Genomic DNA, 1905 nt, shown 5'->3' with positions numbered 1-1905 from the left:
GAAATTGATGTTTGGGGCGTTGATGGAGGCCAAAAAAAACCACCGAGGGTATGAGGTGGTTTACATTTTGGCCTTGCATGGGAGGGGAAGGCCAAGAGGCCGCGCGTTACAGCCTTGTCCAGCACAATAGCATCCCAGTTTGGGGTGGGGCCACTGGCCCCACCTTTTGCCTATCTAGTCGGCTGAACTGTTTGGGTTCGGCTAGACGGGCGGTGAAATAAGGGTCGCCTCAGAAAACGGAAAATAAAGCACGCTAAGCGTGCGCAGAGGCAGGGATCCAACGGTATAGCGTAGGAACGGACACGCCGAGATTCTTGGCCACATCCTTGGGGGGCACTCCGCTGGCCAGTAGCTTCTTGGCTGACTCGATCTTGCTGTCGGTCATCTTCGGCTTGCGACCACCTTTACGACCGAGTTGCCTGGCAACGTCCAGCCCAGCCAGGGTTCGTTCGACAATCAAGTCTCGTTCCATCTCCGCGAGGCTTGCCATGACATGAAAAAAGAATCGGCCCGACGGCGTGCCGGTATCGATAGAATCGGTGAGACTCTTGAACTGGACGTTTTGTTTGTGCAGAGCACTGACTAGCTTTACCAGTTGTTTGGCTGACCGGCCCAATCGATCCAGCTTCCAAACAACCAATGTGTCGCCCTCACGCAGCATGTCGAGTGCCTTGCCCAAACCGGGCCGATCAGCACGAGTACCACTGATCGTGTCTTCAAACACCTTTTGGCATCCCGCTTTTGTCAAAGCGTCTAGCTGAAGCTCCAGGTTCTGATCTTGTGTCGAGATGCGCGCATAGCCGATCAGTATGATTCATTTCTCGCTTGCTCTGGATCTTGGAGCACCGAGGGCAACTGTTTGAGCAGTTCTGGCAACCATTCCTGAACCGTGTCCCAGACAATATCGAGGTTAATGTCAAAATAGCCATGAGCCATGCGGTTCCGCATATTCCGCATATTCCGCATGCTGCGCCACGGAACTTCGCTGTGTGCTTGGGTAAACACGGTATAGCCATCCATTATCTTTGTGGCAGCCTCACCGATGATGATAAGGCTCATGATGACAGCCTGCTGAGTACGCTTACCAGTTAAGAAGTCTTCTTTGGCCAACCCCTCCACGAAACTGCGCGCATCGATTGCGGCTTGTTGTATGTGATCGAGATAATCGGGCAATCGGTTCTCGTTCATACCGGCTTGGCCTCCGCAAGCACTTTGGCCCGGAATTTCGGTGGAAGATCGCCAGGGGTCAGCAAATCAACGTCAACACCGAGCAGCGATTTCAGTTCGTCCTCCAAATCCCCCAAATCTAATAGCGTTGCACCAGGTAGCGCATCGACCAGCAGGTCGAGGTCACTGCCATCTAGGTCGGTGCCATACAGCACTGAACCAAAGACTCGCGGATTGGCAACACGGAAACGGCTTGTCGTCTCACGAATAATGCTTCGTTTTAGATCGAGCGCAACGGATGGCCTCATAATGGGTATCTGCTTATCAAAACTCGTTGAAATGATAAGCAACGAGAATAATGTTTCAAGAATGATTCTCGAGAATCATAACCCCTTGATCTGCTGTTGTACCCGAGACCTCTTGGCGTTGCTCTTACAAACCTACGTTTGTTCAACTGGTGGCCGTTGGCCAGCCTGGTGGTTGGACCCTACTGGTTCGGGTGATGCCTCCGATCGGTTGAGCTGGTATGATGAGTGCTTTTGAGACTCATAGCTTCATGGCATCCATCACCGTTCACTGCCCTCGTTGCAACTCTGACCACGTATATCGCCATGGGAAGACCCCTGCCGGCCATGTTCGCTATCGTTGCCCCGTCTGTGTGCACGTGTTTCAGCTCACCTACACCTATGAAGCCCGCAAGCCTGGCGTCAAAGACAAGATTGTTGATATGGCCTTCAA

3 protein-coding genes and 1 pseudogene are annotated in these 1905 nt (G+C 52.8%); 1 reads left to right on the top strand and 3 read right to left on the bottom strand.

Annotation, left to right across the window (positions count from 1 at the left end):
- Nucleotides 1-253: 253 nt before the first annotated feature.
- From CUC53_RS15855 to CUC53_RS15845, 3 genes are read right to left on the bottom strand one after another with little or no spacing between them, the layout of a single operon-like run.
- On the bottom strand, nt 254-805 hold the full coding sequence (locus tag CUC53_RS15855; protein ID WP_476692214.1) for a recombinase family protein: 552 nt from the start codon (nt 803-805) through the stop codon (nt 254-256).
- On the bottom strand, nt 805-1188 hold the full coding sequence (locus CUC53_RS15850; protein WP_100295037.1) for a HepT-like ribonuclease domain-containing protein: 384 nt from the start codon (nt 1186-1188) through the stop codon (nt 805-807). The genes CUC53_RS15855 and CUC53_RS15850 overlap by 1 nt, the downstream gene beginning before the upstream one ends.
- On the bottom strand, nt 1185-1475 hold the full coding sequence (locus CUC53_RS15845; RefSeq protein ID WP_100295036.1) for a nucleotidyltransferase family protein: 291 nt from the start codon (nt 1473-1475) through the stop codon (nt 1185-1187). The genes CUC53_RS15850 and CUC53_RS15845 overlap by 4 nt, the downstream gene beginning before the upstream one ends.
- Nucleotides 1476-1700: 225 nt before the next feature.
- On the opposite strand from CUC53_RS15845, the pseudogene CUC53_RS15840 reads away from it, so the two are divergent.
- Nucleotides 1701-1905 (top strand): annotated as a pseudogene (locus tag CUC53_RS15840) (IS1/IS1595 family N-terminal zinc-binding domain-containing protein); the annotation flags it as partial.

The organism is Aeromonas cavernicola (assembly GCF_002795305.1).
Lineage (GTDB): Bacteria > Pseudomonadota > Gammaproteobacteria > Enterobacterales > Aeromonadaceae > Aeromonas > Aeromonas cavernicola.
The sequence above is the reverse complement of the archived record's forward strand: the minus strand, read 5'-3'. Positions and strand labels throughout refer to the sequence as shown.